Below are 14,086 nucleotides of genomic sequence, written 5' to 3' on the forward strand. Positions count from 1 at the left end.
AATATTTATTGATTTTTTTCTGAAAATTCTGTTTTGTATATGATATACTACAATTAATTAAGAAGGAAAATAATATCGCAAACAGAGGGGGATAATCATGAGCTTACTTATCGCACTTATACTTGGGGTTACATGTGGAGCATTTCCAGTTATTTTAGGAGCTATTATGGAAGAGTTAGAAATTGGTGTTTTAGGATTTGTCGCATCTTGTGTAAGCGCTTTATTGTTTGGTTTATTCGGCGCTATTCCTGTTTCAATTCTGTGTGCTTTTTATATAATACGCCATGCTCGTACAAAACAATTGGGTCCTAATCACATCGCACAAATTATCCCATTCCCGGTTGAACGATGCCGCCGCGCTTCTAACTTATAATTATAAAAATTAAAGATGACTAAATAAATAAAAGTCCTCAAATGAGGACTTTTATTTATTTTCTTCTAGAAATTGAAACAATTCTTGTAGATGTAGGGCATCTTCACCATAGCTAACAGATACATGAAATATACCGTCAATCTCAGCTTGCATATAAAGATCCACTCCATCACGATCATATTTCAATGCCAAATAAAACTCCATTTCTTCTAACATCTTTTTTGAGGTTCGAATTACATAATGCCCCTTCTCATCTCTTCCATATTCAAATTCTGGTTCAAAATCATACTTTTGTTTAAAAGCTTCTTTTTGTTTTTCATTAATTTTCATACAAGTAGCTCGCTGTACAGTATCAATCATCTCATCAAACTTTTGAAGGTCCACCTCGTTTACCCCCTTATATATTTTTTATATAATACTTGTGTTCCACTATTTTCTTCTCCATCCTTAATTAACTCTTCATACAATTCTTTCGCCATACTTAAGCCCGGGACTGATAATTGTAATTTTTCTGCTTCCTCTAAAGCAATTTTAATATCTTTCATAAAATGCTTTACATAAAATCCCGGCTCAAAGTCTCCTTTTAACATTCGAGGAGCTAAATTACTTAATGACCAGCTACCTGCTGCCCCTGTTGAAATGCTCTCTAACACTTTATCTGGATTCAGTCCAGCCTTCTTCGCGTAAGCAACAGCCTCACATACTCCAATCATATTGGAAGCAATCGCAATTTGATTGCACATTTTTGTATGTTGTCCACTCCCAGCTGGTCCTTGTAATTGAATGTTTGTTCCTAACTTTTCAAGTAAAGGTAAGCATCTATCATATATTTCTTTCTCTCCACCTACCATAATTGCGAGTTTTGCTTCTTTCGCACCAACATCTCCTCCTGAGACAGGTGCATCTAACGTATATATATTTTTGCTTTTTGCAACTTCATTAATGCGTTTTGCTAAAGTAGGTGTAGATGTCGTAAAGTCAATTGCTATCGTACCTTCTTTTGCATGTTCTATAATTCCTTCTATACCAAAATACACTTCTTCTACATCATGTGGATATCCAACCATTGTCATTACAATATCAACTTGCTTCACTAACTCTTTTGGCGTATCACACCAATGTGCACCATCTTGCACTAAAGAATCTGTTTTTGCTTTCGTTCTATTATATACATATACTTTATGACCATCTTGCATTAAGTGATAAACCATACTTTTTCCCATTACGCCAATACCAATGAAACCTATTGATAAAGTTTTATGTTCCATTTTCTCATCCCCTTTGTTCTAATAAATCATTTACCATCTTTCGGAACTCTTTATTAAAGTCATCATCCATACTATTTTTCACATTTGAAAATAACATAACAAAAGTTCCTTTTTCTTTATTAAAATTATTAAAAGTGTTCCAACCAGATAATACACCATGATTATGAAAATAATCTGCATATATATAAAAACTAAATGCATATTTCCGTTCTGCTGAAGGTGAAAACATTGCTTGTATACTTTGTTCAGAAAGAAGTTTTCCATTTATAATTGCTTCGTCTAACTTCTTCATATCTCCAACTGTCGTATACATCTCACCACAACCATATAGCCAATCCATGCCTAACTTCTGCGCTGGTACAAGCTCTTGATCTTTTTTCACATAACCCTTTGTAAAATTTTTATCGCCAGGTACCATATTTCCCATACCGGATTCATGCATATCTGCTTTTACAAATATGTTTTCTTTTATGTAATCTCCTAAAGGTTTTTTCGATATATGTTCTATTATATAAGCAAGCACCATATAATTATAATCTGTATATCTCCAACCTGTTCCTGCAGGAAATTCTAAATTTTGACGTCCGATCCAATTAATTAACTGTAAACGGGAAGCAGCATTAACATTGCCTTTTGCGTGTTCAGGTAAACCAGAGGTATGTGTTAATAAATGATATAGCGTAATATTTTTATTCTCCGGAAATGAAGGAATATATTTATTTACATTATCTTGAATATTCAATTTCCCTTGTTCTTGCAGCTGTAAAATAGATGTGGCAACAACTGTTTTCGTAATAGAACCGATACGATATTTTGTTTGAGGCGTATTTTCAATTTTATTTTGAACATCAGCATAGCCATATCCTTTATTCAATATAACATGCTCTTTATCTGTTACCAAAACTGTTCCATTAAATTGCTTTCCGACTAAATATTGATCTAATTTTTGAGATATGCTAGCATAATCAATTTGTTGCTCTTCTTTTTCTTCTATATTCCCTTGCACTTCTGGTTCAATAGTAGGATTCACCTTAGTTGTTAATACTGTGTTTTCCTTTATATTGGGGCTAACAAGAAAATAGTATACTCCGCCGCCAACTATAGCAGACAGTGAAGCCATTATCATTACTTTTTTTATCATGTCGATCCTCCATAATTCCTTCGCTAAAAATTGTCCCCCTATTCTATTATCAAACAATAAAAAAAAATCGCAACAATTTGTTGCGAAAAATTACATTTTTTCTTTTCTGTACACACATACTTGATTCTTTCCATTTTTTTTCGCTTCATATAAAGCAATGTCCGCTCGTTGCATTAATTCTTCTCTTGTAGTTCCTTGTTCATATAACGCAACTCCAAAGCTAGCTGTTAGCTTCGAAATTCCAGTGAATTGCTTTGTTTCAATGAAGAATCGTAATGACTCCGCAACTTGAAATGCTTCCTTTTCTACTGTATTTGTCACTAATATAATGAATTCTTCTCCTCCCCATCTTGCAAATACGTGTTGCTGCTCCACTTTAGATTTCATAAGCTCTGCAAGTTGTATTAATGCCAAATCACCAAAATCATGACCATATGTGTCATTAACTGTTTTAAAATTATCTATATCAAATAAAATGATTGCTATTTTCTCATCACTACGTATTACCTTTTCCCACTCTACCTCTAGTATTTGTTGAAACTTTAAACGATTATAAATCTCTGTCAATGAATCTACCATAGCAAGTCTTTCTTGTTCTTGATAGATTTCATCTAATTCTGTAATTTCCGTGCATTTTACAATAAATCTTGATAAATCTTCTGGCAATGGTGTCGCACGTAATAGAAAAGTAGATACTTCCCCTTCATAATTTGACATCTTAATTCTTCTACCACTTGATAAAGTATCGTCTAGCCATGTTATATCATGCGTCGTCGAGTAGTATCCATTTTCTCTAATAAAATGTTCAGCAAATACTAAATGTTGCTCACGATAGGCAAACAAATTTTCATATCCGAAAAAAGTTAAAAAATTTGTATTACAATCAACAATTTCATCATCTTCTACTATAAATAATAAATCATTTTGAAAATCAAACATCGTTTGAAGCAGTTCCTGTTGCAAACTAACTTGCCTTACTAAAGAAAGTTGATACAAACTCTTATTCACTTCTTCTAATACTGCTTGTGGAGTTACAGGGGCTATTACAATATTACGTATTCCTAATGCAAGTACATCTGTAAATTCTTTTGTTATTTGTTGATCCCAAATGACAATGAATGTACTTTGCGGGGTATACATATTCTTTATATATTTGATTTGAGAATAATCTGTTACATACATAATTATAATGTGCGGTTTCGTTCTTTGAAATAATAGTTCGCCCTCTTCAAAATTATTTGCTATAAACATACATTTTGGATGGATATTTTCTATCGTTTGTTGATGCTTACATCCATTTTCTATATAAAGGACATTTAACTGCAAATCTTGTAACACATTTTGGAAAACCGTATTCTCTAATAAAAAATGTAGTATGTTCATCACTAGTCTTCACTCACTTCATATATCTTGTTCTACTGAATTCCTCACAAACATTTTTAAAAGACTGTTCTCTAATAAACTTTAATTTGCGAGAGATACATATTAACAAGCTAATTGAGAATGTTATCTTCCCTTTTCACTCTATAAATTCCTTTTTTAGTGTATGATTATAGGAATTATATCGTTTGTATGAATGCCCTAGCTTATTTCTTAAAACTTGACAATTAAAATAAAGATATTATATTCTTAAATTCGACAACTTACAAAATGTAAGTAATATACATTGCGTTTTCTTGATAATTTTATATACAATTTGGAGGATATATAATGACAAACGACAACTTTTTTAACGTTTTATATGAACGCACATCTACACGTGCATTCAACCCAAATAAAGAAATCTCATCTACAGAATTGCATGAGATTTTAAAAGCCGCAGCACAAGCACCTTCCGCTTGGAACTTACAACACTGGAAATTCCTTGTTTTTCAAGGTGAAGATGTACAAAAACGATTACACCCAATAGCTTATAACCAACAACAAATTCTTGATGCTTCTGCAGTAGTCGCTATTTTAGGTGATTTAGAAGCTTATAAAAATGTTGAGCCAGTATATGGTCCAATTGTAGAACAAGGATTTATGAAAGAAGAAGCAAAAGAACGCTTAGCTAAAAATATTGAATCTGCATATGCTCGTGAACAATTCCCGAGAGATGCTGCCTTTTCAAATGCATCTCTCGCAGCAATGCAACTTATGCTTGCAGCTAAAGCAACTGGTTGGGATACTTGTGCTATTGGTGGCTTCAATCCACAAGCACTGACAGACGAATTTAACGTTTCATCTCGTTACGTTCCAATTATGCTTATTACAATTGGTGAATCAACTTTAAAAGGTCACCCTGCACCACGTATGAGCGTAGAGCAAGTGAGTGAGTGGGCAAAATAATAAAAAACGAAGGTAACTACATTACCTTCGTTTTTTATTTCCTGTCATACTTTTGTAATATTACTACAAATCATTCGACATTTATACTTATAGAAAAGTATATTCTATTCCTTTATCATAAATAAACGTGACGTTTTGTGTCGAATTTTGTTAAGGTATTGAAATATACCCGTGTGTTTTTATTACAATTGTGATACAATGATAACAAATAGATAACAAGAGAGGGATTTTCATTGAGTTCATACGGAAGCTTGATCGCACTTTTATGTTACATAGTAACTGTACTGCTTCTATATTTTATTGGTGATGCCGCAAACATCTCCATTTTACAATTCCCAAAAGAAGAAGCATTTCAATTAGAATCAGAAAAACATACTGCACGATCCATCGTACCACTACTCCTAGCTCTTCCTGTATATATCGTCGTTTTATATAAAAGTAAAAAAGTGTAAAAGCTACCCATTTCGTTTATTTTGGTGGTTTTTACATTTTTTTGTTATATTACCCCTATTTTAAACATCATTCCATACTAAACACCCAGCTAGTCATTTAAAATGAGAAAATCCCCTAGAAAAAATTCCACTCTCTGTCCAGTCACTAACTACCGAACTTACATAGATTATAAGTGTGAAGGGGGTGATGAGGATTATGTTTGGATCATTTGGATGCTGTGATAACTTTAGAGACTGTCATCATCGTGAAAGAGAGTGCGACCATCGTGACCATCGCGAGAAAGAGAGAGAGGTAAAACCACAACAACCAGCTGTATGTAACGTACTTGCTAGCATTTCAGTTGGAACAGAGCTTTCTCTTTTAAGCATTAAAGGTATCGGATCTTTCAACGATGTAATTTTTGAAGGTTTCGCTAACGGTGTTGCTCTTTTCTCCGCTTTAGCTCGTAACAATAATGATAAAGATAATAAAGACGACAACAAAGATGATAAGAACCGTCAACGTAATACTTTTAATGGTATTTTACGTGTATGCCCAACTGATATCGTTGCTATCGCTATCTAGTTCTGTGTCTTATCCTCTATAGTAAGAAAACAAGATTTACTTTTCTCATAGAAAAAACCTGAGACCGATTTCAAATCGACTCAGGTTTTTTTATTAATTATATGCTTTTAACTAGTTCAACAACTTCTTCAGCAGTTGACATCATTAATGCTTTTTCTGCTAATGTTTCCATTTCTGCTTTTGACAACTTGCTTAGTTGTGTTCTTGCAGGAAGAATAGATGTTGCACTCATACTGAACTCATCTAAACCTAATCCTAATAATAATGGGATAGCAAGTGAATCTCCCGCCATCTCACCACACATGCCAGCCCATTTGCCTTCTTTATGAGCAGCATCGATAACCATTTTTACAAGACGTAAAATAGATGGGTTATATGGTTGGTATAAGTATGATACTTGTTCGTTCATACGGTCTGCAGCCATTGTGTATTGGATTAAATCATTCGTTCCGATAGAGAAGAAATCAACTTCTTTCGCGAATTGATCTGCTAATACTGCTGAAGCTGGGATTTCAACCATCATACCAACTTCAATAGAATCAGAAACAGTTGTACCCGCTTCTACAAGTTTCGCTTTCTCTTCTAATAAAATCGCTTTCGCTTGACGGAACTCATCAAGAGTTGCAATCATTGGGAACATAATTTTTAAGTTGCCGTATACGCTAGCACGAAGTAATGCACGAAGTTGTGTACGGAACACATCTTGCTCATCAAGACATAAGCGAATTGCACGGTATCCTAAGAATGGGTTCATTTCTTTTGGTAAATGTAAGTATGGAAGCTCTTTATCTCCACCGATGTCAAGTGTACGAACAACGACTGGTTGACCTTCTTTTACACCTTCAAGAACTGCTTTATACGCTTCGAACTGCTCTTCTTCTGTTGGAAGATTGTCACGGCCCATGTATAAGAATTCTGTACGGTATAAACCAACGCCTTCTCCACCATTATCGATAATACCTTGTACATCATTTGGTGTTCCGATATTTGCAACAAGCTCAACGTGATGTCCATCACTTGTTACAGTAGCTTGGTCTTTTAATTTTGCCCATTCAGTTTTTTGCTCTTCAAATTTCGCTTTCTTTTCTTCAAACGAACGAAGAGTTTCTTCTGATGGGTTTACAATTACTTCTCCATCTAAACCGTCAATGATAACGATATCGCCGTTTTGGATTTTCTCCATAACAACTTTTGTACCAACAACAGCTGGAATTTCCATAGAACGAGCCATAATTGCAGAGTGAGATGTACGTCCACCGATATCAGTAGTGAAACCTTTTGCATACTTACGGTTTAACTGAGCTGTATCAGATGGTGTTAAATCTTCAGCAATGATGATTACCTCTTCAGAAATTGTACCAGGATTTGAGAAGTTAATTCCTAGTAAATGTGCAAGAACGCGTTTTGTTACGTCACGAATGTCTGCAGCACGTTCTTTCATATATTCGTTATCCATGTTTTCAAACATAGAAATAAACATTGATGCAACTTCATCCATTGCAAATTCAGCATTTACTTTTTCGCTATTCACTTTATCTTTTACTGGGTTTACTAGTTCTGGATCATTTAACACTAATAAATGTGCTTCAAAGATCGCAGCTTTGTCAGCACCTAGCTCAGCAAATGCGTGGTCTTTAATAGCTTCTAATTCAGTTTTTGCTTTCTCAAGCGCAGCGTCTAAGCGTGCAATTTCTGCAGCTTCGTTTGTAATTGATTTCTTTTCGATGTTAAATTCAGGATTTTCAAGTCTGAAAGCCTTTGCAATAGCAATCCCACTTGATGCAGCGATCCCTTGAATGTTAAGAGTCATTATTCTCCTAATCCTTCGTTTTTCATAGTTTCTTCGATAGCTGCTAGTGCTTGAGCTGCATCATCACCATTTGCAGTGATTTTAATTTCTGCGTTTTGTTGAATACCTAAAGACATTACGCCCATGATTGATTTTAAGTTAACGTTCTTTCCGTTATACTCTAAGTTAATGTCAGAACCGAATTTGCTTGCAGTGTTTACAAGTAGAGTTGCTGGACGAGCATGAATTCCTGAGTCGCTAGTTACTTTAAAGATTTTTTCCATGATAATTTATCTCCTTTAAATTACAGTATTTTTTTAGTTGTATAGACGTGAGTACTACATCATCTATTGTATATAATAGGCGATGTTCGGTCAACCACATCGCCTATTATAATTATAAACATTTTGCGTCAAATTCCTACTGAATGTCAATAATAGCGGTTTCGCCCTTCTTAACATTTCCATCTTTTTTCAATTCGACTTGTTGCCCTTGTTGTAAGTTTGTAAAGACAATTGGTGTAATGATAGATGGTGCATTTTCTTTTACAAATGCAAGATCTACTTTTAATAATGGTTGGCCTTGTTTCACCTTGTCGCCTTGTGCTACAAGCGCTTCAAAACCTTCACCATTTAATTTTACAGTATCAATACCGAAGTGGATCAAAATTTCTTTTCCGCCTTCAGATTGAATACCAATCGCATGTTTTGTAGGGAATACATTAACGATCTCACCGTTAACTGGAGAAACTACTGTTCCTTCAGTTGGCTCAATTGCAAATCCATCTCCCATCATTTTTCCTGAGAATACTTGGTCAGGTACTTCTGTAATTGGTAATATTTTCCCTTCAATTGGTGATACAATTGTTTCATTTTCATCAACTTTTTGAGGAGTTTCTTCCACTTTTACAGGTTCTTCTTTTTCAACATGAGGTGTACGACCTGACATAATATCATGAATTTGTGATTTTAACGTGTCAGATTTCGGTCCGAAAATAGCTTGAATGTTATTTCCAACTTCAAGTACACCAGCTGCTCCAAGTTCTTTTAAGCGGTCTTTGTTTACATTCTTTTGTTCGTTAACTTGAACACGTAAACGAGTAATACAAGCATCTAAAGAAGCAATGTTTTCTTTACCACCAAGTGCTACTAATACTTCACGAGGAAGTTCGCCTGCTTCTGCTTTTCCTGCACCGTCATTCGCATTTGCCTCTTCACGACCAGGTGTTTTTAGATTCCATTTACGGATTGCAAAGCGGAATCCGAAGTAGTAAATAACTGCTAGTACAAGACCAACAATAATTACCCACCACCATGCTGTACGGCCTGGTAATACACCGAATAATAGGAAGTCAATTAAACCACCAGAGAATGTCATACCAATTTTAACACCTAAAATTTGCATTGTCATAAATGATAGACCAGCAAATACAGCATGAATTCCGAATAATACTGGCGCTACGAATAAGAATGAAAATTCAAGTGGCTCTGTAATACCTGTTAAGAAAGATGTTAATGCTGCAGAACCTAAAATACCTGCTGCTAATTTTTTATTTTCTGGACGTGCTTCATGATACATTGCTAAAGCTGCTGCTGGAAGACCGAACATCATGAACGGATACTTACCAGTTGTAAATGTACCTGCCGTTAATTCTACACCGTCTTTTAACTGTGCCATAAAGATTTTTTGGTCACCACGGATTAATTCGCCAGCTGCATTTGTATACTGACCGAATTCGAACCAGAACGGTGAATAAAAAATGTGGTGTAGTCCAAATGGAATTAATGAACGTTCAATTAAACCGAATATAAATGCTGCGATTGTTCTATTCGCATCAATCATTTGATGTGAGAACGTGTTTAAGCCACCTTGAATGTATGGCCAAACGAAGCACATGATAATACCTACTATTAAAGAGAATGTTGCAGTTGCGATCGGTACGAAACGCTTACCTGCAAAGAAACCTAAGTATGATGGTAATTCAATGTTGAAGTATTTATTATAGCAATATGCCGCTACTATACCGACGATAATACCACCAAATACCCCTGTTTGTAGCGTCGGAATACCTAATACGTTTGCATACGCTGGATCTGCAAATCCAATTTTTACTGGGTCTGCTCCAGAACTTGTTACTTTCACTAGCTTATCTACTTCTAAGAACACACTCATCGTTTTGTTCATAATTAAGTAGCCGACGAATGCTGCTAAACCAGCTACTCCGTCTCCACCAGCTAAACCAATTGCTACCCCAACTGCGAATAATAATGCAAGGTTAGCGAAAATAATATCACCAGATTGTTCCATAATTTTTGCAACCATTACGAACCAATCTGCTTTTAAAGCAGGAATAACATTTGTTAACTGTGGATTTTGAAATGCATTACCAAATCCAAGTAAAATACCTGCCGCCGGTAAAATCGCTACTGGAAGCATTAACGCTTTTCCGACTTTTTGAAGAACACCAAAGATCTTCTTAAACATGGAAACCCTTCCTCTCTTATCTATATTGATACCTTCCGACAAACGCCAAAAAGACATGAGGAAAAAAAGATAGAACGATAGCTATACAAAGGGTAGTATATCCCTTTCTCTAGCTTACATTCCTTACTTTTCTCCACTCATGCCTGATCGAATCAGTAACACGTGTCAAAAATAGGTTTACGTATAAGTTCACTATAATTAAGGCAAACGTTTTCGTTACTCTCCTTAATCTGTTTGTCGAAATTTGTATAACTTTGCAATAGTTATTATACATAACTATTGTAAGCGATTCAATCATTTTTTTTAACGTTTTCATTTTAGACAAAAATATATGACTTTTTACACATGCTCTGCCTTTACTAAGCGTTGCAAGTGCATCGTTAAATAAATACTTTCAGCTTCATATACAGGTAGTTGCAACTCTTTTTGCATGACCTTAACTAGCTTCCAAGCCACGTTATAGCAAACTGGATACTCCGCCTTTAATAAATCAGCAAAACTTTGCGATTCCTCTACTTTTTCTCCTTTTTTCACCCTCTCAATAGCATATTGAAGATGACGAATAAGGCGTAAATAATGAATGCTCTCTTGATCTAATGTAATTTGTAAGTTTGTCTCAATTAAAGATACAAGTTGTGCAATGAGACGGGAGTTTTGATTAACTGAAGATAAATCAGAATTTGTAAGCGAACTGTAAATGTGAAGTGCAATAAAACCAATTTCTCCTTCTGGCAATGTAATTTGCAAACGAGAATTTAAAAGTTCTACAACACCTTCAGCAATTTCATATTCCTCTGGATAGAGCATTTTTGTTTCAACTAAAAAAGGATTATCAATTGTAAGTCCTTGTTTTAACCTTTTAATTGCAAATGAAATATGATCTGTTAACGCAATATGAATATGTTCATTTAGTGGAGATTTTGCTTTTTCTTGAATGTACAGCATAATATCGTTCATCAATTCAATTAATTTTTCACTAACATGCGGCACTAATAATTTATATTGTTCACGATCACGTTCATTTTTTAAGACAAACATTTTTTCGATTTGTTCTTGCTCCAATACATCTTTCGCTTTTTTCCCAAATCCAATTCCTTTACCAATCACTACTACTTCCTCGTGTTCAGGATGGCTAGCAATGATGACATTATTATTTAAAACTTTTTTAATTTCTAGATAATTATTCATATAACACCACCCTCGTACTTAAATAGCCTACTTTTATGTTACAGAATATTCTTCTTTGTCGTCAATGTAAAACATCTGCCATTTAATAAAAATTCATTTTTTAGACATGTTTATATATGATGCGTATAATGTAAGAGCAACTGTACATAGAAAGGAGATAACAACATGATTAAAATGTTTGTAAGTGATATCGATGGTACAATGATGCAACACGGAGGTCTTATTGATGAGCAAGATGTTGCGGCACTACGCAGCCTCGCCGAGCAAAATGTTATTCTTTGCTTCGCTTCCGGAAGACTTGATAATGAAATTGCAGACTTAATGAAAGCTGTAAATACAAATTTTCATCGTATTAGTGTAAATGGTGTTTTTGTATATACACATGAAAATAAACAACTATTATCTGCAACTTTTGATTCCAGCATACTTCCCGATTTGTTAGCTATGACGAATGAAAATCCTTATTTCCGTTATGTAAGTGATGAGCATAATTATTACATTGAAGAGAAAACACCTTTTATTCAAGAACTTGAACAACAAGTAACAATGACTTCTGTTGAAGAACCAAACTTACTACAGAAGATTGATGATACAATTTTCCCAAATAAAATTTCTGTCGGTGGAACAAAGGAGAGCTTACAACTCCTTCAGAAAAAAATTGATGAAAAATTCCACGGGAAAGTTAGTACTTTCATCTCAGCAGAACAATGTTTAGATGTAATGCCACCGAATGTTAGTAAAGGCTCTGCCATTTCTGTTTTATTAAATGAGTTTCAAATAAAACCTGAGGAAATTGCTTGTATAGGGGATTCTTACAATGATATTCCTATGTTTTCTTTAACTCCTCACAGTTTTGCTATGTCGCAAGCCGATGATACAGTGAAAAAACACGCTCACTATGTAGTAAATCACGTCAAAGATGCTGTTAACCACGTAATTGCTCATAATAAAAATACGACTCATTCCTTATAAGGATGAGTCGTATTTTTATTTCTTTACATGTTATCCATTTTCATTTCCACTGTACTTCACAAACTGAAATATACTATTTGTTACGTGCAATATTCGTAATAAATTTATAACGATCTCCACGATAAATACATTTCACGTACTCTAGCGGTATCTCACCTTCTGAATATGACCATTGACGCATTACAAGTACAGGCGCCTTTTTAGGAATATGCAGATGTTCAGCTTCATTTTCCGTTGCAACAGAAGCTTCAATTGACTGAGTAGCGCTAACAAGTTTAAAGCCCAGTTTTTTCTCTAAATGTTCATATAAAGATTGTTGCAATATCTCTTCGTTAATATCTTTTACAAGAGCTGGCGACAAATATGTCGTCTCAAAAGCAATCGGTTCATCATCAGCTAAGCGAATACGCCTCACTTCATAAACCGATTCCCCCTCCTGTATTCTCAACCGGTCTGCTATTTTAGCAGTAGCTGGAACTAGGCGGAAACTAAGTAATTGACTACTTGGGTTCATCCCACGAGAAATCATGTCTTCTGTGAATCCCGTCATTCCTTGCAATTTTTGTTCCACTTTCGGAAGTTGGACAAATGTTCCAATTCCACGCTTCCGATATAAATAGCCTTGTTCCACTAAATTATTAATCGCCTGTCTGATTGTCATACGACTCACTTCGAACTTATCACAAAGTTCATTCTCAGATGGGATTTTATCTCCCGGCTTCCATTCGCCGTCCTCAATTAGCTGTTTCACCCACTCTTGAATCTGATAATAGATCGGAAATGGTGAATACTTGTCGATGTTCATCAGCAATCGCCTCACTGCATAAAGATAGAGCTTCTTGATCTGCGATTACGGTTACATTCGGATGACGTTGTAAAACTGTAGCCGGACACTCTTCACTATATTCACCTTGCAATAATTCTTTAACAGCTTCTGCCTTTTTAGCACCCATAGCTACAAGTAGAACTTGTTTCGCTTTCATAATGCTTCCAATTCCCATTGTAATCGCATGAGTTGGCACATCTTCTTCTTTTTCGAAGAAGCGAAGGTTTGCTTGGCGTGTAGATTCTGTTAATTCAACAATGTTCGTTGGAGAATTAAACGGTGTTCCTGGCTCGTTAAATCCGATGTGACCGTTTTCACCGATTCCAAGAATCTGTAGGTCAACTGGGTTAGCAGCTAGAATGCCCTCGTAACGTTTGCATTCTTCCTCTAAATCACTTGCCATCCCGTTTGGTACATAAGTTTGTTTAAATGGAAGATGATCAAACAACTGTTCTTGCATGAAATAGTGATAGCTGTTTTTATCTTCATGTGGTAAATTTACGTACTCATCTAAGTTTACAGTGGTTACACGGCTTGTATCAAGTTTATTTTTTCGCATTTCTGCATAAATACCTAATGGAGAGCTTCCTGTAGCCATTCCTAATGTTGGATTTTCTTTTGTTTTTACAACTTCTTCAATTAATTTATAACCTGCTTCTGCTAGTTCTTCTGGAGTTTTTACAACAAGAATATTCATTTA

15 protein-coding genes are annotated in these 14,086 nt (G+C 34.9%); 5 read left to right on the forward strand and 10 right to left on the reverse strand.

The window, feature by feature from the left end:
* Nucleotides 1–97: 97 nt before the first annotated feature.
* Nucleotides 98–373, forward strand: a complete 276-nt coding sequence (locus tag CN409_RS15090) for a hypothetical protein (protein ID WP_000054662.1) — start codon at nucleotides 98–100, stop codon at nucleotides 371–373.
* Nucleotides 374–424: 51 nt separating this feature from the next.
* Here CN409_RS15090 and CN409_RS15095 read toward each other — a convergent pair whose 3' ends face one another.
* The 4 genes from CN409_RS15095 to CN409_RS15110 form a co-directional block, all read right to left on the reverse strand.
* Nucleotides 425–757 (reverse strand): DUF3909 family protein, encoded by a 333-nt coding sequence (locus tag CN409_RS15095; RefSeq protein ID WP_000365616.1) that lies wholly within the window; start codon nucleotides 755–757, stop codon nucleotides 425–427.
* A gap of 5 nt (nucleotides 758–762) precedes the next feature.
* Nucleotides 763–1,641, reverse strand: coding sequence for an NAD(P)-dependent oxidoreductase (locus CN409_RS15100; RefSeq protein WP_000400426.1), 879 nt, complete (start codon nucleotides 1,639–1,641; stop codon nucleotides 763–765).
* Nucleotides 1,642–1,645: 4 nt separating this feature from the next.
* On the reverse strand, nucleotides 1,646–2,782 hold the full coding sequence (locus CN409_RS15105; RefSeq protein ID WP_000592890.1) for a serine hydrolase: 1,137 nt from the start codon (nucleotides 2,780–2,782) through the stop codon (nucleotides 1,646–1,648).
* Between the two features lie 90 nt (nucleotides 2,783–2,872).
* Nucleotides 2,873–4,165 (reverse strand): GGDEF domain-containing protein, encoded by a 1,293-nt coding sequence (locus CN409_RS15110; RefSeq protein WP_001023182.1) that lies wholly within the window; start codon nucleotides 4,163–4,165, stop codon nucleotides 2,873–2,875.
* A gap of 327 nt (nucleotides 4,166–4,492) precedes the next feature.
* Between CN409_RS15110 and CN409_RS15115 the strand changes: the two genes are divergently transcribed.
* From CN409_RS15115 to CN409_RS15125, 3 genes are all read left to right on the forward strand, one after another.
* Nucleotides 4,493–5,110, forward strand: a complete 618-nt coding sequence (locus CN409_RS15115; RefSeq protein ID WP_000180387.1) for a nitroreductase family protein — start codon at nucleotides 4,493–4,495, stop codon at nucleotides 5,108–5,110.
* Nucleotides 5,111–5,343: 233 nt separating this feature from the next.
* Nucleotides 5,344–5,562: a hypothetical protein gene (locus CN409_RS15120; protein WP_000100494.1), complete on the forward strand. Its 219-nt coding sequence runs from the start codon at nucleotides 5,344–5,346 to the stop codon at nucleotides 5,560–5,562.
* 196 nt (nucleotides 5,563–5,758) lie between these two features.
* Nucleotides 5,759–6,127, forward strand: a complete 369-nt coding sequence (locus tag CN409_RS15125) for a DUF3915 domain-containing protein (protein ID WP_000468031.1) — start codon at nucleotides 5,759–5,761, stop codon at nucleotides 6,125–6,127.
* A gap of 97 nt (nucleotides 6,128–6,224) precedes the next feature.
* Here CN409_RS15125 and ptsP read toward each other — a convergent pair whose 3' ends face one another.
* From ptsP to glcT, 4 genes are all read right to left on the reverse strand, one after another.
* Entirely contained in the window at nucleotides 6,225–7,937 is a 1,713-nt protein-coding gene (gene ptsP, locus CN409_RS15130) for a phosphoenolpyruvate--protein phosphotransferase (protein WP_000174216.1), read from the reverse strand.
* Entirely contained in the window at nucleotides 7,937–8,200 is a 264-nt protein-coding gene (gene ptsH, locus CN409_RS15135; RefSeq protein WP_000411080.1) for a phosphocarrier protein HPr, read from the reverse strand. The genes ptsP and ptsH overlap by 1 nt, the downstream gene beginning before the upstream one ends.
* A gap of 136 nt (nucleotides 8,201–8,336) precedes the next feature.
* Entirely contained in the window at nucleotides 8,337–10,400 is a 2,064-nt protein-coding gene (gene ptsG, locus CN409_RS15140) for a PTS glucose transporter subunit IIABC (protein ID WP_000473176.1), read from the reverse strand.
* Nucleotides 10,401–10,739: 339 nt separating this feature from the next.
* Nucleotides 10,740–11,588, reverse strand: a complete 849-nt coding sequence (gene glcT, locus CN409_RS15145; RefSeq protein WP_001067323.1) for a glucose PTS transporter transcription antiterminator GlcT — start codon at nucleotides 11,586–11,588, stop codon at nucleotides 10,740–10,742.
* A gap of 165 nt (nucleotides 11,589–11,753) precedes the next feature.
* Here glcT and CN409_RS15150 point away from each other — a divergent pair, with 165 nt between their 5' ends.
* Complete coding sequence (locus CN409_RS15150; protein WP_086390505.1) at nucleotides 11,754–12,560, forward strand: Cof-type HAD-IIB family hydrolase; 807 nt, start codon at nucleotides 11,754–11,756, stop codon at nucleotides 12,558–12,560.
* Nucleotides 12,561–12,633: 73 nt separating this feature from the next.
* On the opposite strand, the gene CN409_RS15155 is transcribed toward CN409_RS15150, so the two are convergent.
* Entirely contained in the window at nucleotides 12,634–13,365 is a 732-nt protein-coding gene (locus tag CN409_RS15155; RefSeq protein WP_014894892.1) for a GntR family transcriptional regulator, read from the reverse strand.
* Nucleotides 13,295–14,083 carry a glucosamine-6-phosphate deaminase gene (gene nagB / locus CN409_RS15160; protein ID WP_016077280.1) on the reverse strand — a complete coding sequence of 263 codons (789 nt, stop codon included), beginning with the start codon at nucleotides 14,081–14,083 and terminating at the stop codon, nucleotides 13,295–13,297. Before nagB ends, CN409_RS15155 begins: the two co-directional genes overlap by 71 nt.
* Between the last annotated feature and the right edge of the window lie 3 nt (nucleotides 14,084–14,086).

The organism is Bacillus sp. AFS012607 (assembly GCF_002558005.1).
GTDB lineage: Bacteria > Bacillota > Bacilli > Bacillales > Bacillaceae_G > Bacillus_A > Bacillus_A thuringiensis_S.

What these genes read in the sequence shown, in the direction of transcription:
- CN409_RS15110 (WP_001023182.1), bottom strand. Translation starts at nt 4,165, where the DNA reads ATGAACATACTACATTTTTTATTAGAGAATACGGTTTTCCAAAATGTG.
- nagB (WP_016077280.1), bottom strand. Translation starts at nt 14,083, where the DNA reads ATGAATATTCTTGTTGTAAAAACTCCAGAAGAACTAGCAGAAGCAGGT.
- CN409_RS15105 (WP_000592890.1), bottom strand. Translation starts at nt 2,782, where the DNA reads ATGATAAAAAAAGTAATGATAATGGCTTCACTGTCTGCTATAGTTGGC.
- CN409_RS15125 (WP_000468031.1), top strand. Translation starts at nt 5,759, where the DNA reads ATGTTTGGATCATTTGGATGCTGTGATAACTTTAGAGACTGTCATCAT.
- ptsH (WP_000411080.1), bottom strand. Translation starts at nt 8,200, where the DNA reads ATGGAAAAAATCTTTAAAGTAACTAGCGACTCAGGAATTCATGCTCGT.
- glcT (WP_001067323.1), bottom strand. Translation starts at nt 11,588, where the DNA reads ATGAATAATTATCTAGAAATTAAAAAAGTTTTAAATAATAATGTCATC.
- CN409_RS15100 (WP_000400426.1), bottom strand. Translation starts at nt 1,641, where the DNA reads ATGGAACATAAAACTTTATCAATAGGTTTCATTGGTATTGGCGTAATG.
- CN409_RS15115 (WP_000180387.1), top strand. Translation starts at nt 4,493, where the DNA reads ATGACAAACGACAACTTTTTTAACGTTTTATATGAACGCACATCTACA.
- CN409_RS15150 (WP_086390505.1), top strand. Translation starts at nt 11,754, where the DNA reads ATGATTAAAATGTTTGTAAGTGATATCGATGGTACAATGATGCAACAC.
- CN409_RS15155 (WP_014894892.1), bottom strand. Translation starts at nt 13,365, where the DNA reads ATGAACATCGACAAGTATTCACCATTTCCGATCTATTATCAGATTCAA.
- ptsP (WP_000174216.1), bottom strand. Translation starts at nt 7,937, where the DNA reads ATGACTCTTAACATTCAAGGGATCGCTGCATCAAGTGGGATTGCTATT.
- ptsG (WP_000473176.1), bottom strand. Translation starts at nt 10,400, where the DNA reads ATGTTTAAGAAGATCTTTGGTGTTCTTCAAAAAGTCGGAAAAGCGTTA.
- CN409_RS15090 (WP_000054662.1), top strand. Translation starts at nt 98, where the DNA reads ATGAGCTTACTTATCGCACTTATACTTGGGGTTACATGTGGAGCATTT.